The organism is Flavobacterium pectinovorum (assembly GCF_006438875.1).
Classification (GTDB): Bacteria; Bacteroidota; Bacteroidia; order Flavobacteriales; family Flavobacteriaceae; genus Flavobacterium; species Flavobacterium pectinovorum_A.
The window spans coordinates 516873-542004 of the sequence record NZ_RCZH01000001.1 but is presented as its reverse complement, the minus strand read 5'-3'; the positions used below and the strand labels follow the sequence as shown (position 1 = coordinate 542004).

21 protein-coding genes are annotated in these 25132 nt (G+C 32.5%); 3 read left to right on the top strand and 18 right to left on the bottom strand.

The genetic code is table 11. The features are described 5' to 3' along the window. Window positions 1–161 precede the first annotated feature (161 nt). Entirely contained in the window at window positions 162–1817 is a 1656-nt protein-coding gene (locus EAH81_RS02210; protein WP_140503247.1) for a M1 family metallopeptidase, read from the bottom strand. A 169-nt stretch (window positions 1818–1986) separates the two neighbouring features. Here EAH81_RS02210 and EAH81_RS02205 point away from each other — a divergent pair, with 169 nt between their 5' ends. Then, complete coding sequence (locus tag EAH81_RS02205) at window positions 1987–2685, top strand: carbohydrate-binding family 9-like protein (protein WP_140503244.1); 699 nt, start codon at window positions 1987–1989, stop codon at window positions 2683–2685. Window positions 2686–2893: 208 nt separating this feature from the next. Here the strand turns inward: EAH81_RS02205 and hisIE are convergent, their stop codons facing one another. The 11 genes from hisIE to EAH81_RS02150 form a co-directional block, all read right to left on the bottom strand. Beyond that, window positions 2894–3496: a bifunctional phosphoribosyl-AMP cyclohydrolase/phosphoribosyl-ATP diphosphatase HisIE gene (gene hisIE, locus EAH81_RS02200; protein ID WP_317130484.1), complete on the bottom strand. Its 603-nt coding sequence runs from the start codon at window positions 3494–3496 to the stop codon at window positions 2894–2896. Between the two features lie 94 nt (window positions 3497–3590). After that, window positions 3591–4346, bottom strand: a complete 756-nt coding sequence (hisF, locus tag EAH81_RS02195) for an imidazole glycerol phosphate synthase subunit HisF (RefSeq protein WP_140503240.1) — start codon at window positions 4344–4346, stop codon at window positions 3591–3593. A 101-nt stretch (window positions 4347–4447) separates the two neighbouring features. Further along, window positions 4448–5173, bottom strand: coding sequence for a 1-(5-phosphoribosyl)-5-[(5-phosphoribosylamino)methylideneamino]imidazole-4-carboxamide isomerase (hisA, locus tag EAH81_RS02190; RefSeq protein WP_140503238.1), 726 nt, complete (start codon window positions 5171–5173; stop codon window positions 4448–4450). Window positions 5174–5284: 111 nt separating this feature from the next. Next, window positions 5285–5875 (bottom strand): imidazole glycerol phosphate synthase subunit HisH, encoded by a 591-nt coding sequence (hisH, locus tag EAH81_RS02185; protein WP_140503236.1) that lies wholly within the window; start codon window positions 5873–5875, stop codon window positions 5285–5287. A gap of 159 nt (window positions 5876–6034) precedes the next feature. Continuing rightward, the gene (locus EAH81_RS02180; protein WP_241676494.1) at window positions 6035–6412 is read right to left on the bottom strand and encodes a nuclear transport factor 2 family protein; all 378 of its coding nucleotides are present in this window, start codon (window positions 6410–6412) and stop codon (window positions 6035–6037) included. Between the two features lie 68 nt (window positions 6413–6480). Next, window positions 6481–7617: a bifunctional histidinol-phosphatase/imidazoleglycerol-phosphate dehydratase HisB gene (gene hisB / locus EAH81_RS02175; protein ID WP_140503234.1), complete on the bottom strand. Its 1137-nt coding sequence runs from the start codon at window positions 7615–7617 to the stop codon at window positions 6481–6483. 172 nt (window positions 7618–7789) lie between these two features. Then, complete coding sequence (gene hisC, locus EAH81_RS02170) at window positions 7790–8836, bottom strand: histidinol-phosphate transaminase (protein ID WP_140503232.1); 1047 nt, start codon at window positions 8834–8836, stop codon at window positions 7790–7792. Window positions 8837–8952: 116 nt separating this feature from the next. After that, a complete protein-coding gene (gene hisD / locus EAH81_RS02165) occupies window positions 8953–10245 on the bottom strand; it encodes a histidinol dehydrogenase (RefSeq protein WP_140503230.1) in 1293 nt (430 codons plus the stop codon). A gap of 155 nt (window positions 10246–10400) precedes the next feature. Beyond that, the gene (gene hisG / locus EAH81_RS02160) at window positions 10401–11258 is read right to left on the bottom strand and encodes an ATP phosphoribosyltransferase (protein ID WP_140503228.1); all 858 of its coding nucleotides are present in this window, start codon (window positions 11256–11258) and stop codon (window positions 10401–10403) included. Between the two features lie 309 nt (window positions 11259–11567). Beyond that, the gene (locus tag EAH81_RS02155; RefSeq protein WP_140503226.1) at window positions 11568–12968 is read right to left on the bottom strand and encodes a sensor histidine kinase; all 1401 of its coding nucleotides are present in this window, start codon (window positions 12966–12968) and stop codon (window positions 11568–11570) included. Then, window positions 12969–13634: a response regulator transcription factor gene (locus tag EAH81_RS02150; RefSeq protein ID WP_140503224.1), complete on the bottom strand. Its 666-nt coding sequence runs from the start codon at window positions 13632–13634 to the stop codon at window positions 12969–12971. It abuts the gene before it with no gap. Between the two features lie 199 nt (window positions 13635–13833). On the opposite strand from EAH81_RS02150, the gene EAH81_RS02145 reads away from it, so the two are divergent. After that, window positions 13834–15927, top strand: coding sequence for an LTA synthase family protein (locus EAH81_RS02145; RefSeq protein WP_140503222.1), 2094 nt, complete (start codon window positions 13834–13836; stop codon window positions 15925–15927). 132 nt (window positions 15928–16059) lie between these two features. Here EAH81_RS02145 and EAH81_RS02140 read toward each other — a convergent pair whose 3' ends face one another. Both EAH81_RS02140 and EAH81_RS02135 read right to left on the bottom strand, forming a co-directional pair. After that, window positions 16060–17058 (bottom strand): zinc dependent phospholipase C family protein, encoded by a 999-nt coding sequence (locus EAH81_RS02140; protein ID WP_140503220.1) that lies wholly within the window; start codon window positions 17056–17058, stop codon window positions 16060–16062. 167 nt (window positions 17059–17225) lie between these two features. Next, window positions 17226–18242, bottom strand: coding sequence for a glycoside hydrolase family 5 protein (locus tag EAH81_RS02135; protein ID WP_140503218.1), 1017 nt, complete (start codon window positions 18240–18242; stop codon window positions 17226–17228). A 314-nt stretch (window positions 18243–18556) separates the two neighbouring features. On the opposite strand from EAH81_RS02135, the gene EAH81_RS02130 reads away from it, so the two are divergent. Next, entirely contained in the window at window positions 18557–19507 is a 951-nt protein-coding gene (locus tag EAH81_RS02130) for a hypothetical protein (RefSeq protein ID WP_140503216.1), read from the top strand. A gap of 10 nt (window positions 19508–19517) precedes the next feature. Here EAH81_RS02130 and EAH81_RS02125 read toward each other — a convergent pair whose 3' ends face one another. The 4 genes from EAH81_RS02125 to EAH81_RS02110 form a co-directional block, all read right to left on the bottom strand. Then, entirely contained in the window at window positions 19518–20495 is a 978-nt protein-coding gene (locus tag EAH81_RS02125) for a YeiH family protein (RefSeq protein WP_140503214.1), read from the bottom strand. 74 nt (window positions 20496–20569) lie between these two features. After that, window positions 20570–21466 (bottom strand): LysR family transcriptional regulator, encoded by an 897-nt coding sequence (locus EAH81_RS02120; protein WP_140503212.1) that lies wholly within the window; start codon window positions 21464–21466, stop codon window positions 20570–20572. A gap of 387 nt (window positions 21467–21853) precedes the next feature. Beyond that, a complete protein-coding gene (locus EAH81_RS02115; protein WP_140503210.1) occupies window positions 21854–22639 on the bottom strand; it encodes a hypothetical protein in 786 nt (261 codons plus the stop codon). Window positions 22640–22921: 282 nt separating this feature from the next. Further along, a complete protein-coding gene (locus EAH81_RS02110) occupies window positions 22922–24949 on the bottom strand; it encodes a hypothetical protein (RefSeq protein ID WP_140503208.1) in 2028 nt (675 codons plus the stop codon). Window positions 24950–25132: the final 183 nt, after the last annotated feature.

Sequence of the window (25132 nt, the reverse complement as noted above, 5' to 3'; positions counted from 1 at the left end):
ATTATTCATTTTCAGATTAATACAATCTAAATTAAAAAATAAAACGGTAGTATTCGTACAAATTACACAATTAACATAATAAAGAAATTCCAATAAAAAAATCCCAAATTCCAACATAATTGGAATTTGGGATTTAAAAAATTGGAATTTCTTTATAAATTTTATTCCACAATATTAGAACTCGTTACATAGAAGTTTTTATCAACTTCCAGTTTTCTGTCTTCGTTAGTTGTTTTTTCAGATTGCCATTCTGTTGTTGGTTTTAGCCAGGTTTCAACACCATTGATCTTCACTTTAACCGGCATATCAAATTTGGCAACACAATTTGTCCAGTGGTATCCAAAAGTGCCATTTTTGAACATATATTCAAAAACCGGAATTTGAGTTGTAGTTAAGTATTGTGCAAAAACTCTGTTGAAATTAATACCTGATTGGGTATTGATATAATCTTCAATTTGTTTACTTGTAACTGTTTGATGATAAAAAGTACTGTTTAAACCTCTTAAAATTGATTTCCACTTTGCATCATCATTAATAATCTGACGAATCATGTGCAGCATATTTGCACCTTTTGGATACATATCGCCAGATCCCTCGTTATTTACATCATAATTCCCAATGATTGGCTTGTCGTTTTTTATTCCTTTTCTGCAACCAATTACATATTCTTCCGCAGCATCTTTGCCATAATAGTATTCAAGAAACAAACTTTCAGAATAGTTGGTGAAACTCTCGTGAATCCACATATCAGCAATATCTTTATAGGTAATATTGTTCGCAAACCATTCGTGACCAGACTCATGAATAATGATAAAATCAAATTTTAATCCCCAGCCCGTTCCGCTTAAATCACGACCCAAATAACCGTTTTTAAAGCCATTTCCGTAAGTTACACTACTTTGATGTTCCATTCCTAAATATGGCGCTTCAACCAATTTGTAACTGTCTTCGTAAAAAGGATAAGGTCCAAACCAGTTTTCGAAAGCTTTCAGCATTCTTGGAACATCTTTAAATTGTTCTTTGGCTACAGCCAAATTATCTCTTAAAACGTAATAACTACAATCTAAATCACCTTTTTCGCCTTTAAACTTCTCTGAGAAATTAACATAATCACCAATATTGATATTTACACCATAATTGTTGATTGGGTTCGACACATACCAATTAAACGTTTTTGTACCATCTTTTTCTTTTTTAACGCTTTTCAATCTTCCGTTTGAAACATCAGTCAAATTACCAGGGACATTCACGCTAATCAACATATTTTCGACTTCATCATACATATGATCTTTGCACGGCCACCAAACGCTCGCGCCTAAACCCTGACAAGATGAAGCGACAAAATCATTCCCATTTTTATCTTTTTTCCACGTAATTCCGCCATCCCAAGGTGGTTTGATCGCTTCTTTAGGTTTTCCTCCAAAAGAAATTACAATCTCCTTCGTTTCACCTACTTTTTGTTTTTCGGTTAACTGAATAAAGAAAGCATTTCCGTCTCTTTCAAATTTCAATTCTTTTCCATTCTGAGTTACTTTGTAAATCTGCATTGGTTGCTGCAAATCAATCTGCATTTTATTATTCTCAGTCAAAACCGTATAACGAACTGTGTTTGAACCTTTAATCGTTTTCTCTTTAGGATTTACTTTTACATCTAAATGATAGTATTTTAAATCCCACCAGGCTCTTTCTTTAGTAATGCTTCCGCGTAAACTATCCTGATGTGTAAAAACCGTTTCAGACTTATTAAGAAGTCCTTGCGCATTGGCAGTAAAACCAACTAAAAAGGCGATAAAAACGCCACCGAAGTATTTTTTCATTATTTATAAATTTGGAATAAAATAGGATATTTTAAATAAATATGATCGTCAACAAATGTAAACATTCATAACAAATTTATAAGGATTTTGTGATTTCTATTCAAAAAAAACAATGTTAAAATCCATTATTCTTACTTAATTTAGCAAATCAAAATAATATTTACTACTTATGAAAATTAGTGAAATTGCCGCTGTTTTATTTTTGACGTTCTCGATCACAACCAATTCTCAAAATATTCCAATCCATAAAACAACTGAAAAATTAATTATTGATGGAGATCTATCCGATTGGAAAACACCTTTTTCAGGTCCTTTTGTGATTCATAATTCAGGTCAAAAAGCGACGCAAAATACAATGGTTTCACTTTCGTGGAATGATGAAAACCTATATATCGCATACAAATCTGTTGACTCTAAAATTGTAGGTTCATCGCAAAAAAAAGATTCCCAAATTTTCAATTCAGATGATTTAGTCGAGATTTTTATCGATGCTGATGGCGACGGTCAAAATTATGTCGAAATTGGAGTAAACGCCTTTTCATCCAATTACGACATGTTACTTAAATGTATTTCGCCTTTATGTGGCGGCTGGAATACTTCTATGGCATTTGATATTACGGGACTGGAAGCGCAAAGCAAAATAACTCCGGAAGATTTTAATACCGAAATTAAGATTCCGTTTTCGAGTTTAGAAACTATTAAAAACGGCAATTTTGCAAAACCAAAAATAGGTACAAAATGGAGAGGAAATACTTTTAGAATTGATTACGGTAATACAACCGAATATCTTGCATTACAATATTATAAAAGTTTAAATTTTGGTTTTCATCAACCGCAGGAATTTGCTGTTTTTGAGTTTGTGGAGTAACGTTGAAATGGCACGCGGATGACAAGGATTAAACGGATTTATGCAGATTTATTTTTTGTATTTGTCGTTTGTATTTATGCAAGTTTACGTTAGTTTTGTCATTTCGACAGAGGAGAAATCACATAAAGTGGCTCGACAACAGTGCGCTCTCCCCGCGTGTGATTTCTCCTCCGTCGAAATGACAATATTACGATAAAAACCTTTCTATCTACTTCTGGCGTTTCTTCAAAACATCAACAACATCATTCAACTGAAAACCTTTTGCCTGAAGTAAAATCAGATAATGAAACAATAAGTCAGCGCTTTCGCTAAGAAATAAATCATCATTATCATCTTTGGCTTCAATAACCACTTCAACCGCTTCTTCACCTACTTTTTGAGCAATTTTATTGATTCCTTTTTCGAATAAAGAAGCGACATAACTTTTCTCAGAATCCGCATTTTCTCTTCTGGTTTTGATAGTGTTTTCCAAAGAAGAAATAAAACCATAGTTTTCCTTATTTTCTTCTTGCCAGCAAGTATCAGCGCCCGTGTGACACGTTGGTCCAACAGGTTTTGCCTGAATTAAAAGCGTATCGCCGTCGCAGTCATTTTTAATACTTACAAGATTCAAAAAGTTACCACTCTCCTCGCCTTTTGTCCAAAGTCTTTGTTTTGAACGGCTGAAAAAAGTAACCTTTTGTGTTTCGATTGTTTTCTGTAAAGATTCTTCATTCATATAACCCAGCATCAAAACATTTTTAGTTTCCGAATCCTGAATTATTGCCGGAATCAATCCGTGTGCACTTTTTATATCTATGTCCATTTTTATTTTAGATTTTTGAGTTCAGATTTTAGATTCTTGAACTCTATATTATTTTAGATTACGATCTTAATTCTTGCTTCTATTTTCTTGCTTCTTTGGTCTAAAGCCTAACTTCAACCCCATTATTCCTAAGTTCTTCTTTCAACGTTTTAATCTCAATTTCTTTAAAGTGAAAAACACTCGCCGCCAGTGCCGCATCAGCTTTCCCTACTTTAAATGAATCCACAAAATGCTGAATATTTCCCGCACCGCCCGAAGCAATAATCGGAATATTGATTAACTCTGATAATTTAGCCAAAGCCTCGTTTGCAAAGCCATTTTTGGTTCCGTCGTTATCCATTGATGTGAATAAAATTTCTCCTGCTCCACGTTTTGCGACTTCAACAGCCCAATCGAATAAATTAAGTTCTGTTGGTACTTTTCCGCCTACTAAATGTACGATCCATTGTCCGTCAATTTGTTTAGCATCAATTGCAACGACAACACATTGACTTCCGAATTTCTGAGCCAAATCATTGATTAACTGCGGGTTTTTTACTGCCGATGAATTGATCGAAACTTTATCAGCTCCATTATTTAAAAGAATTTCAACATCTTCAACAGACGAAATTCCTCCGCCAACCGTAAACGGAATATTGATTTTCTCCGCAACACTTCGCACCATATTGACCAACGTTTTGCGACGTTCCTCAGTAGCCGAAATATCCAGAAAAACCAATTCATCAGCTCCTTCCGCCGAATAAATTTCCGCCAATTCAACCGGATCTCCTGCATCGCGCAAATCCACAAAATTAACGCCTTTTACAGTTCTTCCGTTTTTTATATCCAAACAAGGAATAATTCTTTTTGCTAACATATTTTTTAATGTGTTAATGAGAAAATTAGATAATTAGATAATTTTATGCGTAATCCAAAAAATTATCTAATTATCTAATTGACACATTCTCTAATTAAATCTCATTTTCTAATTATATAGTTCTCTAATTGTTTCAGCGTAATTCTACCTTCATAAATCGCTTTTCCTATTATCGTTCCTTCGCAGCCTAAATGTGCTAATTTTGGAAGTTCATCAAAGGTTGAAATTCCACCGGATGCGATTAGTTTTACACCATGAGCTTCTTTCAAAATTTTGCCATACAAATCAAAACTAGGACCTTCTAACATTCCGTCTTTTGCAATATCAGTACAAATAACGTATTGAATTCCTTTAGTTTGATACTCTTGAATAAACGGAATCAAATCTTCGTCTGAATCTTCTAACCAACCTGAAATAGCAACTTTTTCATCTTTGGCATCAGCACCCAGAATAATTTTATCAGAACCATATTCTGAAATCCATTTTTCAAAAATCGCTCTGTTTTTTACCGCAATACTTCCGCCGGTAATCTGACTTGCACCACTTTCGAAGGCAATTTTCAAATCATCATCAGACTTTAAACCTCCGCCAAAATCAATTTGTAAGCTCGTTTGTGTCGCAATTTGTTCCAATATTTTATAATTGACAATCTTGCTCGATTTTGCACCGTCCAAATCTACTAGATGCAAATACTCAATCCCGTGCGCTTCAAATGATTTCGCTACTTCAAGCGGATTTTCGTTGTAAATTATTTTAGTGTTATAATCACCTTTGGATAAACGAACACATTTTCCGTCAATGATATCTATAGCTGGTATTATTCTCATGTTTCTAATTTTAGATTTATGATTTTAGAGTTTAGATTTCTAAAATTGATATTTTGATTGATTTTTGATATTGCAATTGATATTGATTTTACAATTGTAATTTGGAATTTATTATTTGGAATTTAATTTAAGAAAGTTCTCTAATATTTTCTCCCCAACAGCTCCGCTTTTTTCAGGGTGAAACTGTGTTCCGTAAAAATTATCTTTCTGCAAAGCCGATGCGTATTCTAGCTCATAATCCGTAATAGCAATGGCTTCATCGCAATTTGGGGCGTAAAAACTATGTACCAAATACATGAATTCATTCTCTGAAATTCCCTTAAACAAATCCGATTTTAAACCATAAATCTGATTCCATCCCATTTGAGGCACTTTTACTTTTTGCGTGAACTTAATTACATCAACATCAAAAATTCCCAAGCCTTCAGTATTTCCTTCTTCCGTCGATTTGCACATCAATTGCATTCCCAGGCAAATGCCTAAAACAGGTTGTTTTAAATTCGGAATCAAACTATCCAAACCGCTTTCCTTCAGTTTTTTCATCGCCGAACTTGCTTCCCCAACTCCCGGAAAAATCACTTTATCTGCCGCCAGAATTTCATCCGGATTATTACTCAAAACAGCTTTAAAACCAAGTCTTTCAATAGCAAACATAATGCTCTGAATATTTCCTGCCCCGTAATTTATTATTACTATTTTCAAAATTAATTTTAGATTTTAGATTTTAGATTTCAGATTTCTCTTCAATGCGTAAATCATTAATTACTATTTTAATATGAGATCAATTTATAATTCTCAACAAATATGATGTCCCGCTGGGACTTAATATATAGAATCTGAAACTTGAAACAAATTAAACTTTTACAGATCCGTATAATGGGCGATCATCTTGTTTACTAATCCGTCTTGATCAAAAAACATTACTTCTACTGCTCTTTTATTCATAATCGATTTGTAATAAAGTGCCACAGAATCAACTCCTGATGTAATTTCTATCAATTCAAAATGCAAATCAGGAATCTTTGTCAAAGCTTTTTCCCAATATGCCCTGACTTGCTCTTTTCCCTGAAGCGAGCCGCTTTCAATTCCCGCAGCCAGTTTTATCATCGGCGTTGTAATTTCAATATCTTCCGAATAATGCCTCATGATATCGTCTAAATTATGCGAATTCCATGATTCAATCCATTTCTCAGCAAACTTTTTAGCGTCCATAACATTCTTTATGTTTTTTGGTTTCATGTTTCATGTTTCAAGTTTCAGGTTCTGTGCGTAACTTGAAACCTGAAACTTGAAACAATTTTTAACTTTTACAACATTCCTTTCGTCGAAGGCAAAATCATTTTCTCTGTATCTCTTTTCACCGCTACTTTTATTGCTTTTGCAAAAGCTTTAAAAATAGCTTCGATTTTGTGGTGTTCATTCGTTCCCTCAGCTTTTATGTTGATGTTAGCTTTGGCTCCATCAGAGAAAGATTTAAAGAAATGATAAAACATTTCTGTCGGCATTTTACCAACCATTTCGCGTTTAAATTCTGTTTCCCAAACCAACCAGTTTCTTCCGCCAAAATCAATCGCTACCTGCGCTAAACAATCATCCATTGGTAAACAGAATCCATAACGTTCGATTCCTAATTTATTTCCTAATGCTTTTGCAAAAACTTCGCCTAATGCAATTGCAGTATCTTCAATCGTGTGGTGCTCATCAACTTCTAAATCACCTTTAACCAAAATTTCCAGATCCATTTGACCGTGGCGTGCAATTTGATCTAACATATGATCAAAAAAAGCAATTCCGGTTTCGATTTTACTTTTCCCAGTTCCGTCTAAGTTTAAATCGATAAAAATGTCTGTTTCATTCGTTTTACGAGTAATCGAAGCCGAACGTGCTTCTAGTTTCAAAAACTCATAAATTGTTTTCCAATTCATTGTCTGAAGAACAATCGTTTCATCTAATTCTTCTCTTTTTGATGAGATTTCATTGCTTCCAATTCCGTCATTATCATTGATAAAAATAGCTTTTGCACCCAGATTTTTAGCCAATTCAATATCCGTCAAACGATCTCCCAAAACAAATGAATTTGCCAAATCATACTCCGGATTATTAATATATTTGGTCAACATTCCCGTTCTTGGTTTGCGTGTTGGTGCATTATCTTCTGGAAATGATCTGTCAATAAAAATATCATCAAACAAAACGCCTTCATTTTCAAAGGCTTTCAATATAAAATTCTGCGTTGGCCAAAACGTATCTTCCGGAAAACTGTCCGTTCCCAATCCGTCCTGATTGGTTACCATCGCCAATTCATAATCTAATTCACTGGCGATTTTAGCCAAATATTGAAAAGCTTTTGGATAAAATTCTACTTTCTCCAAAGCATCTAACTGATAATTTTCAGGTTCTAAAACAATCGTTCCATCACGATCGATAAAAAGTACTTTTTTCATATTATATTTCTTTTTCTGCCACAGATTACACAGATTAAAATGATTTTTTATGGTTTGTGGTTAATTTTTCGCCACGAATTTCACCAATTAGCACGAATTGAATTAGTAAAAATTCGTGAAATTCGTGGCGAAAGAAATCCGTTTAATCCGTATAATCTGTGGGCTATTTCTTTTAGCTCAACAGCTTCAATTCTCTAATCAAAACTGCATTTTCCTTTGGAATTCCAATCGTAAAACGCAGACAATTTTCACATAAAGGCTGGGTCGTTCTGTTTCTGATTACGATTCCTTTCGCAATTAATTCGTCATATCTTTTATTGGCGTTATCTACTTTTACCAAAACAAAATTAGCTTCGGTTGGATATATTTTTTCCACGAAACTTACTTCAAGCAAAACTTTAAGTAATTCTTCCCTTTGCTCAATAATAGAAGCTATTTCTTGTTTTATTTTGTCCGAATCATTCAAACGAAGTATCGCTCTTTGCTGTGTTAATTCATTTACATTATATGGAGGTTTTATTTTATTCAAAACCGAAATTACAGCTTCCGAAGCATAACAAATTCCTAAACGAATGCCAGCCAAACCATATGCTTTTGAAAGCGTTTGTGTAATCACCAAATTTGGATATTCATCGATTTCTGTCAACCAGCTTTCTTTGCCCGAAAAATCGATATAAGCTTCGTCAATTACAACCAAACCTTTAAAATTCTGAAGCAATTTTACCACACTTTCATCAGAAAAAGAATTTCCCGTTGGATTATTTGGCGAACATAAAAAGATGATTTTTGTGTTGTCGTCAACACTATCTAAAATTTTCTCAACTTGTGGCTGAAAATCTGTTGAAAGCAAAACTTCCCTGTTTTCAACGGCATTAATATTTGCCAAAACACTGTACATTCCGTACGTTGGCGGTAGCGAAATAATATTGTCAATTTTAGGTTCACAAAAAGCTCTGAAAAGTAAATCCAAAACTTCATCGCTTCCGTTTCCTAGTAAAATCTGACTTGATTTTACGTTATTATTCTTAGCCAAAATCGCCTTAACCGAATTCTGTTGTGGATCTGGATAACGATTTACGCCATTTTGAAACGGATTTTCATTAGCGTCCAAAAAAATCATTTCGGCTGTATCAAAATCCTCAAATTCATCACGTGCCGACGAATAAGGTTTTAATATTTTTACGTTTTCACGTGTTATTGTATTTATATCGAATTTCATTTTTTTTAATTTTTTTTGAGGAGAACAAAGAATCAAGAAACAAGACTAAAATCTAAATCTTTAACACTATTTCTCTTGATTCTTGCCTCTTGCTTCTTTATTCTTTCCTCTATAATCTATTCTCTTTCTTTCAAACTCTTTAAGCGAAGCGTCACGGCATTCTTATGCGCTTGCAAACCTTCGGCTTCAGCCATAATTTCAATTGCTTTTCCTATGTTTTGAATTCCTTTTTCAGATATTTTCTGGAAGGTCATTGATTTCATAAAACTATCCAGGTTTACTCCGCTATAATTCTTAGCATATCCGTTTGTTGGCAACGTATGATTGGTTCCTGAAGCGTAATCTCCAGCACTTTCCGGAGTATAATTTCCAATAAAAACCGAACCGGCATTAACGATTCCGTTACAATAAAAATCATCAAATTCTGAACAGATAATAAAGTGTTCCGGTCCATATTCGTTGATTAAATCTAATGCAATCTGATCATTTTCGACATAAATAAGCTTTGAATTTTCAATCGCTTTTTTTGCAATTTCTTTTCTAGGAAGTTCTTCGATTTGAGTTTGAATTTCTTTTTCGACAGCAGCAATTAATTTTCTGGAAGTCGAAACTAAAATTACCTGACTATCTGTTCCGTGTTCTGCCTGAGATAATAAATCTGAAGCTACAAATGCGGGAATAGCTGTATCATCAGCCACAACAAGCAATTCTGAAGGTCCAGCCGGCATATCGATCGCTACTCCAAATTGTGTTGCTAATTGTTTTGCTACAGTAACAAATTGATTTCCGGGTCCGAAAATTTTATATACTTTCGGGATCGATTGTGTCCCAAAAGTCATTCCTGCAATTGCCTGAATTCCGCCTACTTTTAATATTCTGGTTACGCCGCATAAATTGGCTGCGTATAAGATTGCAGGATTTATTTTTCCTGTTTTATCTGGTGGAGAACACAAAATAATTTCTTTACAACCTGCAATTTCAGCAGGAACAGCAAGCATTAAAACAGTTGAAAACAAAGGCGCAGTTCCACCTGGAATGTATAATCCAATTTTCTGAATCGGACGTTTTTCCTGCCAGCAATTCACACCTTCCGTAGTTTCGATTGAAATTCGTTCTGTTTTTTGAGCGGTGTGAAACTTCAAAATATTTGCTTTCGCCAGTTGAATCGCTTCTTTTAATTCAGTTGAAATCGAATTAACCGCTTCTTCAATTTCTTTTGGCGAAACTTCATAATTATCTAAAGTTATTCCATCAAAAATTGAAGTATATTTTGCTATAGCTTCGTCGCCTTTTTTCTGTACTTCTTTAAAGATTTCTTTGACCGTAACTTCGATATCATCGATTGTTTTGGTTGGTCTTTTTAGTATTTCTGACCAGGTATCTGGTTTTGGATTGTCTATTTTATTCATAATTAAATTATTTAATTAAATTCCAATTTTTTTAAATTCCAAATTCCAAACGTTGTGTCTTTTTACCGCAAAGTTCGCAAAGCTGTTGTCTATATTTCGTCCCGATAACTATCAGAATTGGAATTTGGAATTTCTTTTTTTTATTGGAATTTTCTTTACAGTACCATTTTCTCAATTGGGCAAACTAAAATTCCTTCGGCTCCAGCCTCTTTTAATTGATCTATTACATCCCAAAAAGTGTCTTTATCAATTACGGAATGTACGCTGCTCCAACCTTCTTGCGCTAAGGGCAAAACGGTTAAACTTCTTAAAACCGGTAAAATTTTACCAATTTCATCAATTTTATCGTTTGGTACATTCATTAAAATATACTTTGAGTTTCGGGCCCTTAAAACTGATTGTATTCTGAATTTTAAGGTATCGATATGTTTCTGAATTTCCGGTGAAACTTTTGGAGAAACTGCCAGAACTGCTTCACTTTTTAGAATAACTTCTACTTCTCTTAAATTATTTTTGAATAAGGTACTTCCGCTTGAAACGATATCAACAATTGCATCGGCAAGACCAATATTTGGTGCAATTTCTACAGAACCAGAAATTTGGTGAATATCTACTGTTACTCCAAAAGAGCTAAAGTACTCATTAACAGTATTCGGATAAGAAGTTGCAATACGCAAACCTGCTAAATCCTGAATGGAATTGTATTCAAAACTTTTAGGGACGGCAACAGAAACCTTGCATTTTGAGAACCCTAATTTTTGAATTACTTCAATATGTTTTCCTTTTTCTACTAAAAGATTATCTCCTACAATAGCAAGATCCACCACTCCATCAATAAGATATTGGGGAATATCTGAATTTCTAAGATATAAAACTTCTAGTGGAAAATTTGAAGCTTCGGCTTTTAGCTGATCGTTTCCGTTGTTGATCGAAATACCGCAATCTTTTAAGATTTGAATGCTGTCTTCGTTTAAACGACCTGATTTTTGAATTGCAATTTTTAACGTACTCATTTTTTTAGTTTTTGTTGGATTAATAGTCTGAGTACAAAGAATTGGTATAAAAAAACCCGTTTGATGTACTCAAACGGGTTTCAAAATATGATGATTTACATGCATACCATTAACACATCGCCTGAGAGCAATAATGAAAATGATGATGATGTAATTGAATAGAAATCATGACTTGGTTTGTTTTATAATTCTTTGATTCGGTTGCAAATATACTAGTTAATTTCATAAAAGCGCCATTTTTAATTTAACTTAACGATAGTTTATTGTTAAAAAATAACACAGATGCGGTTTTTATTAGATTTTTCAAATTTACGATAACGATTTCAGGTTTTCATCAAAACTCAAAATAACCGTCGTTCCTACCCCTATTTCGCTCTCTATTTTAAACTTAATATTAAGCAGTTCCGTAATCCTTTTTACAATGGACAATCCTAAGCCTGTTCCTTTAATTTCAGGATGATCGGTTGAATTTGATCTAAAGAAAGGATTGAAAATTGCTTCTAAATCTTCTTTGGCAATTCCAATTCCGTTATCAGAAATTTTGCAGACTATTTTTTCATTTTCTTTAGAAAGCAAAATCAAAACTTGTCCCTCTTGTTTCGTATATTTAATTGCGTTCGAAATAATATTTCTTAAAATTGTCACTACAAGAAAATTATCAGATTTGATATAATAATCCTGCAAAGCATCAAATTTAATGTCAATATTCAGCTTGTTTATCTTCTCTGAATTTAGTGTTAAAACATCCAAAATAATTGCATTTAGATAAACCAACTCCGGATTTACCCCTTTCATTTGATTTTCAAAACGAGCCATTAGCAAAAGCTGATCGACTAACATATTTAAGTGATCTACTTCTTTTATACAGTAATTAATTTTTTCTTCATATTCCTTACTATCACGAGGTTTACGAATCAAAACTTCAAGTGTTCCTTTGATAACTGTCAAAGGTGTCCTTAACTCATGTGAAGCGTCAGATGTAAATTGTTTTTCACGTTCTATTGCATCTTCAATTCGGTTTAATAAATTGTTTATGGTCTGAGAAAGGGTGTATAATTCGTCGCGGGTTTTGGGTAATGGAATACGTGTTTTTAGATTGTCTTTTGTAATTATTTTTGAGGTATTTATTATGGAGTTTATTGGTTTTATACTTCGACCTGCAAAAAAACGTGCTATAAAAAACAATAATATTAAAATTCCCAAAAATGATAGGGACATAATATCAAACAAATTATTTAAGACCATTCTCGAATCTGCCAATGACATTGCGACAATTACATATCCTATTTTTTTATTATTAATATGTAGCGGAACCTGAATTTGTCTAATGGCATGATCTCCCATTTTAGTATCAAATAATTTAAAATCTTCGACAGAATCTTTGAATTCAAGTGTTTGTGTTTTTAAATTAGGTGCTTTTTCTATCACTTTTTTCTTTAGATCTAAAAACTCCACAAAAACCGGATTTACATCAACTGTATTATGTTCACGCTCTTTCCATTCTTCGGCATCAATAAAAATTACTTTACCATTTACAACCTTTAATTCTTCTAAATGATTGTTGATTTCAACATTGATATTTTCATCAATATGGCTATAAACAGTATGTTTAACAATGGAATAAATAATCGAAAAAACTACTACAATCAACAAACCTGTTGTAATAATGTAGTTTAAGGCAATTCTGTTTTTAAAGGAAAGTTGCAACATTTATAAATCGTTAGCGATATATCCGATACCGCGAATTGTTTTAATATAATCTTCTTCGATCTTTAGATTGAGTTTTTTTCTGATGGCATTCATAAAAACATCAATAACGCCGGTATCGTATTCAAAATTTATTTCCCAAACATCTTTTAAGATCTGGTTTCGTGTGCAAACTTTTCCTTTATTCTGAATTAAATAAGTCAGCAATTCAAACTCTCTTTGTGTAAGAGATACTTCTTCTTCATTTTTTAAAACAATATGCTTCAATAAATCAACTTTAATAGTACCTAAAGTTAGAATTTCGGTTCTTTTTACGTTTCTAAAATGAATCTTAATGCGTTCAACCAGCTCTTCAAAACTAAAAGGCTTTTTTATATAATCATTTGCACCGGCTTTTAATCCTTCTATTGTTTCCTGAACAGTGTCTTTTGCTGTCAAAAAAATAATTGGCGTGGTCTGATCCTTAATTCTTATCGCTTTACATAAATCTAAACCATTAATTTTGGGAAGCATCCAATCGAGCAAAATCAAATCAAACTTTTGATTCTGAACCAATTCAAAACCTTTTGAACCATCATTTGCCGTGGTAATCTGATATCCTTCTTCTTGCAGACCTTGCTGCAAAAACTGAACAATACCTACTTCATCTTCAACTATTAAAATGTGCATTTAATTATTCTATTTTAGGTTAAAATATTACTTAATTATATTCAAAGATAAAACTTTTGACTCAAAAATTGTTTATGGGTTTAAGAATAGCACTAATAAACACGCCTYAAGCAAACATTAAGACAATGTTAAGTAATGTTCAAGTACAACTTTAAGGAGAACTAATATTTTAGGATTAATTTTGCAAAAAAAATAATCAATGAATTTTTATAAAAAACTTTCTCCTTTTTACAATCTAGGTTTATTCTATTTTGCCGTAAGCTTTGTATTACGAATTGTTTTGTTTTTTCATCCTATAACACAAAGTTCATTTAATTTTCTTGAAAGTTTAAAAATCTTCAGTTTGGGATTGCTTTCAGATTTTTTTGTTTTCATTATTGCCAGCATTTTTTTATTTCTTTATTTAATTTTTATTTCCAATTCAAAATACAATAAACCTTCGGGATATATTATTCTGGGCATTTTTTTAGCATTATTTGCTTATGTTGCCTCGGGAAAAACTATTTTACATGAATATGGAGGTGCTTTACCAAAAATTGTTTTAATTTTTATTGGAATTAAAACGGCACTTTTTGCTCTTTTGCTTTTTCTTCCAAAATTAAGGGACAAAATCAGATTTTGGTTATTTGCTTTTGTAATTTTCTTATATGTTTTATTAATTCTGCAAAACGGATTAAGCGAGTATTTCTTCTGGAATGAATTTGGTGTTAAATACAATTTTATTGCTGTAAATTATTTAATCTATACGAATGAAGTTATTGGGAATATTATGCAATCTTACCCTGTAATTCCTTTGTTCTCGGCCTTATTTATAATTACTGGAATTGTTACTTATTTCATTCTGAAAAAATCCAGAAATTACATTGATAATATTCCGTCTGTTATCGAAAAAATTAAAATTACGGCGATTTATGTTGTCTTATTTATAATTTCTCTTATTGCCATACCAACATTAGCAAAGACCGAAAATTCTAAGAATGTTTTCGTTAACGAGTTACAAGCTAACGGACTTTATAAATTTTATCTTGCTTTCCAGAATAATCAATTGGATTATTTTAAATTCTATAAAACACTTCCAAACGAAAAAGCATTTTTACTGCTGAAACAACAGTTTCCAGCTATTTCAGGAGAAAATACAAGTAGAATTATTACTGCTGACTCTCTTGAGAATCATAAAAATGTAGTTTTAATTACAATCGAAAGTTATAGTGCTGAATTCATGAAAATGTATGGAAACGAGCAAAACATTACTCCTTTCTTAGATAGCTTAGCGCAAAAAAGTTTGCAGTTTACCAACTTATATGCGGCAGGAAACAGAACTGTCCGCGGACTTGAAGCTGTGACTTTATGTTTGCCTCCAACTGCTGGCGAAAGTGTTGTAAAAAGGGAAGATAATAAGAATAAATTCTCGACCGGAGCTATTTTCAAGCAGAAAGGTTATGATGTAAAATATATGTACGGCGGAGATGCTTTCTTTGATAATATGAAAGATTTCTATTCCGGAAATGGTTATGAAATTGTAGATAAATCAAATTTTTCTCCTGAAGAAATTACGTTTTCTAACGTTTGGGGAGTTTGCGATGAGGATATGTACAATAAAGCGATTAAGGTTATGAATGTTGAAGCAAAAGCAAACAAGCCTTTCTTTAATCATATTATGACCGTGAGTAATCACAGACCTTTTACTTATCCTAACAATAAAATTGATATTCCGGGTGATATTAAATCTCGTGACGGCGGTGTAAAATATACGGATTATTCGTTGAGAAAATTCTTTGAAATGGCGAGTAAACAGCCTTGGTTCAAGAATACTGTATTTGTAATTGTTGCCGATCATTGTGCTTCAAGTGCAGGAAAAACAGAACTTCCGATGGATAAATACAGAATTCCGGGGTTTATCTACACTCCTGGTGCAAAACCGGAAAAATTCAATAAGGTGATGTCGCAAATTGATATTATGCCAACCCTTTTCGGTTTATTGAATTTTAGTTATGAAAGCAAATTCTTTGGTCAGGATGTTTTGAAACCTGATTACAAACCAAGAGCCTTTATAGCAACTTATCAGGATTTGGGTTTGATAAAGGACAATGTTTTAACGATTTTATCGCCTAAACAACAGGTAAAACAATTTGATTTACAAATCAATACAAAACCTGGTATTGCTCCTGAATATCAAATTGATTATAATGAAATTCCAATGAAAACAGAAAGAACTGATTTGGTAAATGAAACGATTTCGTTTTATCAAACGGCTTCGGATATGTTGAAACATAAGAAGTATCAGAAGAATTAGCAGTTTAAAAAGGAACAGAGGTTCTGAGGTTCTGAGGTTCTGAGAAAATAAAAAAGTCTCAAATTCATCTGAATTTGAGACTTTTTTATTGTTTAAAATCTGTAAACTATAAACTGAGACTGAAAACTTTCTCTAGTCGTTCTGATTCTGCATTCCGAATAGGTAGCCTTGCTGAAATAATTTTTGATCATCTTTTAAAGCTTGATTATTACGTTGTGTAAGTTCAAACGAATCTAATTTGCTTAAATCCGGTTTTCCTGCATTTACCCATGCAGTATACCAAAAACTTGCTGTTGCAGCAATTGCTTTTCTCATTTGGCTTTCAACCATTCCGTTTAAGTCTTTATTTAATTTAGCAGCGTACTCATCAGAGAATTTAGCCGTATTGTATTTTGTTTTAACGACTTTCCCTTCTGCATCAACAACAAAAACCTTATTTTCCGGAGTTGATGTTCTCAATTTTTTATCGATCGCCAATAAAGATGCAGCCAAACTATGTGTATCATTAATCATATCCCAGGTTGCTTTATGAACATCTTCATAATAAATTGCCTGAGGTACATTTAATCTGTAGTTTTTGGCAAACAATTCCGGTAATCTGCTTTCCCAAAGTGAATGAATTCCTTTTTGGTCGCTTAATTGTCCGTCATGATTTGCAGATGTATGCAATGGCATATGAGCATCACCAATGTAATGACCTAAATCTGCTGCAAGAAATAAAATTTCAGCTCTGTTTTTGTCTTTGAATGCTTTAGTTAATTTCACCATCATTTCTTCAATATACCAAGGTAAAATTCCGTTTTCGTTTAAGAATTTAGCGTCGTATTTATTCTTTGCTTCTTCTAAAGTCTTTGGAAAACTATCAGCAGAACCAAAGTTTTCCATATCAAAATAATGTCTGGGATTCTCGTCTTTGTAATTTAAAGCATATTTACGAATGTCCGGTACAGAAGCTTCCTGAGTAATAAAATCAATATGATTGTAAAAGAATACTTGTATCGATTGGGGCAATGCCATAACTGCAGCTTTGTTAATACGTTCATGTCCAACGATTCCCCATGATAATGTCAAAAATCCAATTCCTAAAGCAAAAAAAGCGATTAGTTTTGGTTTCATTTTAAAGTTTTTCATTTGTAATTTTGTTTGAGGGGCAAATTTAATCTCATTTATAGATAATTCAAAAGAATACTAACAAATATTATGTTATTTTAATTAAATTAAACAAAGTCACAAGCAAACTGAGAATTTTTCAGCCACAGATACTTCATTTATAGCACTGTGACTGAAAAAACTATTAATTACAATTTATTATAAACAACACTAAAATAAGATGATGTTGTATATGTTTTAGGATTTCCGCTTGTATAAGCCTGAAATTGGGGCGTAATCATATTCATAGAACCGCCGTCACCATCCCATGCCCAGCCTAAAATAGTCCATCCTTTATTTTTGGCATAATCAACAATTCCGGACCAATCAGCACCGGATCCTCCGCTATTTCCAAATTCACCAATCATACAAGGTCTTCCGGATGAAGCCAAATCGTCAATATCAGAAGTATTCATATAACGTCCTTTTGCCTGATTATAAGCTCCGGGATAAATATGGGCGGACAAAATAATTTTAGTATCATTAATTTTTGTCTGTCCGGTAGAACAGCCTTTTACAGCACATGCCGCAGTAGCAGTTTCTTGCCCCCAACCCGGAATATCAATAATAATCGTACCGCTGTATACTTTTCTAACTTCAGTAATTGCAGTATTATATGCAGCAGCAAACGCCGCCGGACTAATATTATGGCTTCCCCATTCGTTGATTAGATTAATAACAAAATTGCCTCCTAAACTACTGTAATTATTCTTCCACCATGTAGCGGCGGCATTCAATTCAGCAGTACTGTCTGATCCTAATACACTCGATTTATGATAGGTAACAATTACCAAAAATCCATTGGACTTTGCTTCAGAAATCCATCTTTTAGCATTGGTTTCCTGTCCCGGTTCTACTTCAATTCTAACGGTTTTAATTTTAGTATTTTGTTTCATTAAGTTCCAGCCCAAATCACAATTTCCTCCGTTGTAATAAGAAGGCTGCAGATTTACACCATTTCCAATATCTCCAAAACTTGATGTTGTTTTTGAAGTTAAACCGGAAGTTGATCTTGCAGGAGTTTGTCCCGCTGTTAAAAGTTTTGCTTCAGGATCTTTCTGATCTGTATCAGCTTTGTCGCAACTAACAAAAAATGAAATACTTAGAGCTAAAAATAAAACAGGAATTAGTTTGAAACTTTGTTCCATAAAATGTGGTTTTTTCATAAGATAGTTTTAAAAAGTTAATGAAGATTTTAAGGCCCTAAAAATATTCATTGCAAATATTTAGTTTTCAGTAAGATAAAACTGATTGTATTTTATCAAACTGTAATACGAAATATTCATTTACAACTATTTAAAATAAACTTACTACAATCTTATTGTTAAAAATATTAATTAATGGCAACAAAAACCTTTTGCTTAAAGCTTAGAAAAGGCTTTAATTTTTATAAAACCAGGTTAAAAGAATTTATAAGATAATTTCAAGAAATACGTTGAAACTATGTAAATTTGAGTCTTAATATTATTCTCCGTTTTTAATGAATTTAGCTAAAGCCTTACTTTTTTCTCTCATTTTTACTTCAGTTTGTACAGCACAGGATATTGTGCAATTAAAAAACGTTAGTGATACCATTTTAAATCCCAAAAGGACATTGCAGGTTTCTGATCCGTTGGATGCTGTAAAAACAATGCAAAAACTCTTTCCCGGTAAATTATATAAATTATCAGATCATAACACTTTTATAAGTTGGAACTGTAAAAGTTGTAAACCGAATACATTTAAGGATGTAAATGAGATCGATGGTGATCAGTTATTTCCATATACAAAAGGTGTTGCCACACGACTTTTGGAAAATATCGATTATAAAGATTCTAAAGGAAATGAATTCAAACTCTTATTTTTTAATCATTCTGATTATGACGAAGATGGCTTACAAACCAGTCGATTTACCGGAGGTCTTCTTGGTGTAGCCAAATTTGCAAAGAATGATAAAATCTGGCAAATGAGATCTTTTCAATCCGCAGTTGCCGGTTTTGGGGCATTTGCACAAGCACCAAAACCTAAGCTTGTCGAAATTGGCGAGGATCAATACGCTTTTACATTATTACATGTTAATGGCGGAGCTGGCGGTCCTTTTGAAGGCATTCTTTATCTTGTTGCCGGATTTGAAGGCAAATATCAACCCATTATGGAAGTCTATAATTATCAACTTTCAAATGTTGCAAGCGTAGATTGGTCCAGTTCTTATACTGTGGTGAAAGACGGTGCCAAAAAACATTTTAGAGATATAATCATTAAAACAACCGGTTCTTTTGATAAAGCTGCACAAGATAAGGATGAATTCGAAGTCACTTTACCTGAAGAAATAGCTGCAATGGCAAAGACGAAAAAACAGTTTGACTTCGAGATTGAAAAGCATTTTTCATTTAAAGGAAAATCATATAAAATGATTGATAAACCAATTGTTAAGTTTTCAAAAGTAAAATAAATTAATCTTTTTAATGAAAGTATAATACTGAAGCCAAACCTAAACACGCGATAAAAACCCAAAGTAAAACTCCTTGCAAAAGAGGCTTCACTCCTACTGATTTTAAAGTATTTATATTTAACGTTGCTCCAATTAAAAACAACGTAATTGTCAATCCAATTTTTGCAATACCTACAATATGGGGCGCAATAATACCGGTTGCAGGTACATAAGTATTGAAAAGCATTGCGACAATAAATAATCCAATGAAGTAAGGAATTTTAATTTTGGTTCCTGTGGTTTTGGATTGTTTATTAAAAATTACGGCTGTCAAAAGCGAAATTGGGATAATCCATAATGCTCTTGCCAATTTTACGGTTGTTGCAATCTGCAAAGCTTCCGCGCCGTATTTATTGGCAGCGCCTACTACAGAACTGGTGTCATGAATGGCAATTGCACACCATAAACCAAAATCTTTCTGAGACAAATCAAGTTGATGTCCGATAAACGGAAAAACAAATAATGCGATAGAATTCAGGATAAAGATTACGCCCAAAGCAATTGAAGTTTGGTTTTCGTTTGACTTGATAATTGGCGAAATCGCTGCAATAGCACTTCCTCCACAAATCGCGGTTCCACAAGAGATTAAATGTGACGTTTTTTTATCGGTTCTAAGCCATTTTCCCAGAAATGTACCTAATATTAAGGTACTGAAAATTGAAAATATTGTTAACACGAAGCCTTCTTTTCCGGCAGAAAGCGCACTTGAAGCGTTCATTCCGAAACCTAAACCTACAACTGAAAATTGTAGTAAATAAGTAATTCCTTTATTGTTGAATTCTACAAATGGATTTCCAAAAATATTCACCATTATAACTCCTAGTAATAATGCAATTGGCGGAGAAATTATCGAGAACAGGCATAAACCAATTATGAATATAAAAATTGCTTGTTGTATATAAAGATTCACTTCGAGTAAATGTGACGTTGTATGTTGATTCGTTTTCAAAATAATAGATTTGATATTTCTTTTACAAAGGTCTGCCGTTTATATCATAATCACTAATCGTAAATTGCAATCGACTATAACTCTAAGTTATAGTAAGCTGCGATATTTTGAATAAAAAGTTCAGATAATGAATCTGATTTTCCGAGTAAAGTTATGATATAAAAATATCTTTCGACACATAAATTTTCTACATCCAGAACCATAAGTTCATTATTCTTAAGCTCTTTATCTACTGCATGTATTGACATGAAGGCAAAACAATCCGAATTTAATAAATATGATTTTATGCTCTCTGTACTTCCTAATTGCATTTCGATTTGTAAATCGGTTATTTTGAAACCAATTTGTTTCAATGCAAATTCTATAACTTCAAGTGTTCCGGAACCACGTTCGCGCGTTATGAATTTCATGGTTTTTAAATCTTCCAATGAAATCTCATTTTGCTGCACTAATGGATTTTTGGTATTACAAACCAAAACCAATTCGTCTTTTAAGAACGGAATATACTTAATCGACTGATTTTTAGATTGTCCTTCAACAATTCCAATTTCGATTTCTTTGTTGATTAAGGCATTTTCGATTTGCTCCGTATTTCCGTTCAGCAAATTGACTTTTATATCTTTTTGCTTTTGGTGGAAACGTGCCAGAACTGGCGAAATCAGATATTGCGCAATTGTCGTACTTGCTCCTAATCGTAATAAACCCTGACGTTCGTTGATAAACGAACTCATATCAAAGTCGATTTCGCGATAGATTTCGAAAATATTTTTGGTATGTTTTAACAGAATCTCTCCGGCTGGAGTTAAGGCAATTTTAGAGCCATTTCGTTCAAAAAGCTTGGTTTTATAAGTTTCTTCCAGCTCCTGAATATGTTTAGAAACCGCTGGCTGCGAGATATATAATTCCGTTGCCGCTTTAGTAAAGTTTAAGCGTAGTGCAACGGTGTAGAAAACTTTTAGCCTGAAATCCATTTTTTTAGTTTTTTTGTTTCATGTTCCAGATTTCAAGTTAAGCTTTTTTTTAGATTTTGTTCCATCGGAACACCTCATTGGTAGAAAAAAAATGCATTGAGAGAAACATCGTCCCATTGGGACGTTTGAGAAATTGTATATGTAATCCGTATATGTTTTTACCAATTATTATTTATAAAATCAAACGTTCCTACGGAACGTGAAAAAACGCCATATTTATTGGGCTACCAATGAAATGTTCCGATGGAACAAAAAGATATTCCATAACAAATTGTCCCATTGTATTTTTTTTCTAACTTAATGTCATTAAGCTAAATATGGAGGATATTCAACAAAAAAAATCGCTTTTATTCGTGAAATCTGTAATAAAAACTCACTACWATATATTTAATATTTTCCCATTGCTTCAACTCCAGTTTCCGAAAATTTTAAAATTTCAGTTGTAATTGGATATCCCGATTTCTCATATTCTTCAACTACGACAGAACCAAGCCGTTCAGAAAAATACTCAAAATCTTGTTCTCCAAAAATATAACAAAAGTCTCTCACGGGAATAACAGCATAAAATGGGAAACCAATATTATTTTTAACTAAATCCTTAATTTTTGATGAAAAGAGACAAGCGCTTTTAAGCCAAACTTCCTCAATATCAATCATTCCTAGTTTATGATTATCAATATCTTCAATCTCTATTTTTACTTTATCTAAAAAAGTGTCTAAATTTAAATTAACTTGATTTTTTAGTTCTTCTACATCTAAGTCCCAATCTATCAAATCATCATCAGAAATAAATGAAAAGTTATTATTTGTATTTACCATAAAAACTTTGCTAAATTCATTTGTTACCTTTTCATGTATTAGGTTTTCAAACTCAAAGTCATTAGGGAAAAATTGTACGTATATTTTATCTTTTATACTCTCCCAACCTTCTTTTTTTGATGAATGTGAAACAATTGTATTAACTAAATCTGTGATATAACTTTCATCATTATCTCTTTCGTAATTACGTCTAACATTATCTAAACTTACTTTTAATTCAGATTCTTCTACGTTTATAATAATAAATCCTTCTTTATCAATAGAATCAATAGTTAAGCCTTTGCTTTCAAGTTGTGTTTTAAACGTATTAAAAACAACATCTTCTTTGCTATTGCTTTTCAATAACTTAGACATATTAAAAAATTTAGATTTTAGTTAATTTTGATGTTTTTCTTAGATATAAATTTATGGCTTTAGCCAAATTGGATTTTCAATATTCGGCTAAAGCCAAACTTTTATATTCAAATTAATTATCTCCAAATAAAGCAGGAGCCTATTCAATAAAAATAATTCGTGCTCATTTGTGAAATTACTTCGTCTGTTCGCTCTTTCAAGCTTGGGTCGTGGCAAAAAAAATTACAACCCAAACCTTTGAACCTTTGAACCTTTGCTCCTATGAACCTTTGCAACTAATTTTTACAATAATCCATTATACTTTCTAACAAACCATTCTGTTGTCAATAAAACAGCGATTAAAATCAACAACCAAACCCAATCAATTAATGGAGTTTTGGTCGAAATATTTTTCTCTATCGATTTGTATTCTTTGTTCTCCAAAAGTGTATTGATCAAATTATCGGCTTGATCTTCAAAGAATGCTTTTCCGTTGGTTTGAAGTGCAAGTTGTTTAAGTTTTGTAACATCCGGATTTACAAATTGCTTTTCGATATCAAAATCCAGAATCTCAAAATGACTCGAATATGATGTGTTTGTATTTAGTTCTTTTACGGTAAAATTGTATTTTCCGGTTGATAAACCGTCCAGATTTACGGAGAATGAATTATTTCCTTTTAGTAAATCGTAGTTTTTAGCTTGCTTAGTTTCGGCATTTGTAACCGTGATTGTAAGTCTGGCTTTTTCGTCAAACTCATAATTTTTATTGAAATATTGTGCGTTGATTACAATTGCTTCGCCTGAATTGTAGAAGCTCTCGTGTGTTACAACCAATGATTTTCTTGAAGTTGTCGAAGCTAAATATTGAATGATCTTGTCTACAAAAACATCATATTTTTCAAATGACTGATTGTCGATATGACTTTGTAAACGCCATTTCCAAGTGTTTTCTCCTAAAAGAAAAGCAGTTCTTTTTCCTTGATTTTCGGCGAAAGCCAATAAAGGCGCATTTGTAGCAACGTTTCTAATTTTTGACGAAAGTAAAACAGACACATTTGCGTTTGTTGTAACGGTTCCGAATAAATTTTGCAATGGAGGAAAATTCTCAAAACCTATATTATCTATCGCAAACAAATTAAACTGCGATTGAAATTCGGATAAATAATCTTCTCTTTGTCCACTCATTTTAAAGACCAAACTATTTTGTTGTTGGTTTAGAAAATTAAAATCGGTGTTGTTTCCTGTAATTATAAAGGTATTTGTTCCTGCTAGTTTATTATTGTCAAAAATGGCTTTAAAAGCTGTTGTTGGCTGATAAAGAACTAAAACCGAAACTTCTTGTAATTGATTAATATCATTTGGTTTAACCAAAATCACTTTGCGCTGTGCATTAACTTCTATTGCGCGTTTTAATGCGGCAATGTCAGGATGATTTATAGCAGAAACTATGGCAATTGTAGACTTTTGATCGATAACTTCTACCGCAAAATTCTTGATGTTATTATAACTGTTTTTTTCTTTTGCTCCGGATGAAATACTCGCTTTAAAAATTTGTAATCCTACTTTGTCTGCCGGTAAAAGCAAATTTAAAGTGGCTGTTTTTTTTGAAGGCGAAAAAGAAACTTTTTCTCTGGCTACAACTGAATTTCCCTGCGAAATTGTAAAATCAGCAGTTGTGGTTTTATCTCCCGAATATTGCAGAAAAACTTCCACCGGAAATTTATTCTTATGAAAAGCGTATTTGTTTACGTTAAGCTGATTGATTTTTAAATCCAGAAACGTGGTTGTATCTCCCACAACCAAGGGATAAACTTTATTGACAGGATCAAATCGATATACATAATCGTTTCCTGTAGTTTGATTTCCGTCAGTAATTATAACTGTTGGGAAAATCAGGTTTTTGTTGATACTTTTTAAATTCTTGGCTACTTCGTCAAGATTGGTTTGTTTTCCTTTGAAATCAAATTTATCAGAAGGTTTGAAATCTGCATCAAATTGATACGATTGTATTTCAAATTTTTCCTGAAGGGCAGGATTCGAAATTAATTTCTGATATAATTCGGCAACTTTTTTATCTGATTTTAAAGCCGTAATCGAACTCGAATTATCTACCGCAATTGCCAGTGGCGTTTTGGTGATTTCGAGTGAATTTTTGGTCATTATTGGATTTATCAGTAAAACTAATAATCCAAAAATGGCTAAAAAACGTAAAAAAGCCAAAAACCAAATCACATTGGATTTGTTTTTGGCTTTTAAAAAATATTGAAAATACGACAACCCTCCAGCTATTACTAATGAAAGCAATAATAATAGTATCGTGTTTGTAGTCATATTTATTTAGTATTCAGTGGCAGTTTTCAGTAATCAGCAATAACTGAAAACCGTAAACTGAAATATTTAAATAGTTTTTCAGTCACAGTTTTCAGTTTTCAGTGCAAACCGAAAAACCAAAAACTGATATTTATGGAATAGTTTTTTAGTTTTCAGTGTAAACTGAAAACAGTAAACTGAGAC

Coding starts and splice junctions, on each gene's coding strand:
- EAH81_RS02210 (WP_140503247.1), bottom strand. CDS start 1,817: ATGAAAAAATACTTCGGTGGCGTTTTTATCGCCTTTTTAGTTGGTTTT.
- EAH81_RS02205 (WP_140503244.1), top strand. CDS start 1,987: ATGAAAATTAGTGAAATTGCCGCTGTTTTATTTTTGACGTTCTCGATC.
- hisF (WP_140503240.1), bottom strand. CDS start 4,346: ATGTTAGCAAAAAGAATTATTCCTTGTTTGGATATAAAAAACGGAAGA.
- hisA (WP_140503238.1), bottom strand. CDS start 5,173: ATGAGAATAATACCAGCTATAGATATCATTGACGGAAAATGTGTTCGT.
- EAH81_RS02180 (WP_241676494.1), bottom strand. CDS start 6,412: ATGAAACCAAAAAACATAAAGAATGTTATGGACGCTAAAAAGTTTGCT.
- hisB (WP_140503234.1), bottom strand. CDS start 7,617: ATGAAAAAAGTACTTTTTATCGATCGTGATGGAACGATTGTTTTAGAA.
- hisC (WP_140503232.1), bottom strand. CDS start 8,836: ATGAAATTCGATATAAATACAATAACACGTGAAAACGTAAAAATATTA.
- hisD (WP_140503230.1), bottom strand. CDS start 10,245: ATGAATAAAATAGACAATCCAAAACCAGATACCTGGTCAGAAATACTA.
- hisG (WP_140503228.1), bottom strand. CDS start 11,258: ATGAGTACGTTAAAAATTGCAATTCAAAAATCAGGTCGTTTAAACGAA.
- EAH81_RS02155 (WP_140503226.1), bottom strand. CDS start 12,968: ATGTTGCAACTTTCCTTTAAAAACAGAATTGCCTTAAACTACATTATT.
- EAH81_RS02150 (WP_140503224.1), bottom strand. CDS start 13,634: ATGCACATTTTAATAGTTGAAGATGAAGTAGGTATTGTTCAGTTTTTG.
- EAH81_RS02145 (WP_140503222.1), top strand. CDS start 13,834: ATGAATTTTTATAAAAAACTTTCTCCTTTTTACAATCTAGGTTTATTC.
- EAH81_RS02140 (WP_140503220.1), bottom strand. CDS start 17,058: ATGAAAAACTTTAAAATGAAACCAAAACTAATCGCTTTTTTTGCTTTA.
- EAH81_RS02135 (WP_140503218.1), bottom strand. CDS start 18,242: ATGAAAAAACCACATTTTATGGAACAAAGTTTCAAACTAATTCCTGTT.
- EAH81_RS02130 (WP_140503216.1), top strand. CDS start 18,557: ATGAATTTAGCTAAAGCCTTACTTTTTTCTCTCATTTTTACTTCAGTT.
- EAH81_RS02120 (WP_140503212.1), bottom strand. CDS start 21,466: ATGGATTTCAGGCTAAAAGTTTTCTACACCGTTGCACTACGCTTAAAC.
- EAH81_RS02115 (WP_140503210.1), bottom strand. CDS start 22,639: ATGTCTAAGTTATTGAAAAGCAATAGCAAAGAAGATGTTGTTTTTAAT.
- EAH81_RS02110 (WP_140503208.1), bottom strand. CDS start 24,949: ATGACTACAAACACGATACTATTATTATTGCTTTCATTAGTAATAGCT.